At 41.0% G+C, this 1,345-nt stretch carries 1 protein-coding gene; it reads left to right on the top strand.

Features of this window, described 5'->3' with window-relative positions:
- Positions 1–61: 61 nt before the first annotated feature.
- Positions 62–1,285: an IS256 family transposase gene (locus tag R2Q66_RS23860; protein WP_316753966.1), complete on the top strand. Its 1,224-nt coding sequence runs from the start codon at positions 62–64 to the stop codon at positions 1,283–1,285.
- Positions 1,286–1,345 lie beyond the last annotated feature (60 nt).

The following is a 1,345-nucleotide window of genomic DNA, read 5'->3' as shown; positions in this document are numbered from 1 at the left end:
GAGGGTGTAAAATAAACTGTGTCAACTAGTTAATTATTAACTTAGAGACACAGTTTATAAAATGAGAAAAGATGAGCAGCTCGATTACGAGCAAATGAAGCAAAAAGCCCTAGAGCAATTGCGTTCGGGCAAATCACTGTATGGTAAAGATGGTGCTTTCGCTCCTTTACTAAAAAGCTTTTTAGACTCTGCATTAGAAGCAGAGCTTGAAAGCCATCTAGATACCGAAGAACGTCTTTCTGGCAACCGAAAAAACGGTAAAACCAGTAAAGAAGTCCGTACTTCCTCTGGTACCATTACTGTAGAAACCCCAAGAGATCGGAGTTCTACCTTTGAACCAGAGTTGATTCGCAAACGTGAAACTATTCTTGCAGAGAGTCTGGAGCAAAAGATCATTGGCATGTATGGTCTTGGAATGAGCCTTAGGGATATTTCCAAGCACATCAAGGATATGTACGATACAGACATCAGTCACACGACTTTATCGGCCATTACAGACAAGATTATTCCGGAAGTAAAGGAATGGCAATCCCGACCATTGGAGGATCTCTATACCATCGTATGGCTGGATGCGATGCATTACAAAGTCAAGGAGGATCATCGCATGATCTCACATGCAGTTTACAATATTATTGGCATAGATCGCCATGGCTATAAAACGCTTTTAGGGATGTACGTTTCTCAAAATGAAGGCGCTAATTTTTGGCTATCTGTGCTCACTGATTTACAAAACAGGGGTGTAAAAGATATTCTGATTGCCTGCATTGACAACCTGAATGGCTTTCCTGCAGCTATAAATACGGTATTCCCTCAAGCGGAGATTCAGACCTGTGTAGTACATCAAATTCGCAACAGTTTGAAGTACATAGCCTCTAAAGATCAGAAAGCATTTATGGTTGACCTGAAGCCTGTTTATAAAGCTGACACCCTTGAACAGGCAGAACTTAGAATGGATGATCTGGAAGCTAAATGGGGTAAGAAATATGAAAAGGTAATCGAATCCTGGAGGAATAATTGGCCAAAATTGACCAGCTACTTTCGATACGATGCTCCAATTCGCAGATTGATTTACACCACCAATACCATCGAAGGATTTCACCGACAGGTTCGAAAGGTGACTAAAACCAAGGGAGCATTTACTTCTGATATGGCACTCCTAAAACTAATTTACCTGGCGCATAATAACATCAGCCAAAAGTGGACAATGCCATTAAATAATTGGGGTGTTACTGCACAGAAACTTGCCATTTGGTTTCCTGATCGGATGGTGCTAGATTTGAACTAAAATGAGCAAGGCGGCAACTCTTATGAATCACCGCCTTGACACAGTTTATTTTACATACCC

Source organism: Pedobacter gandavensis (assembly GCF_032677645.1).
Classification (GTDB): Bacteria; Bacteroidota; Bacteroidia; order Sphingobacteriales; family Sphingobacteriaceae; genus Pedobacter; species Pedobacter gandavensis_A.
Note: the sequence above shows the minus strand (reverse complement) of the source record. Positions and strands in the feature narration are given on the sequence as shown.

Excerpts from the sequence above, each read along its gene's own strand:
- R2Q66_RS23860 (WP_316753966.1), top strand. The coding sequence starts at position 62 with ATGAGAAAAGATGAGCAGCTCGATTACGAGCAAATGAAGCAAAAAGCC.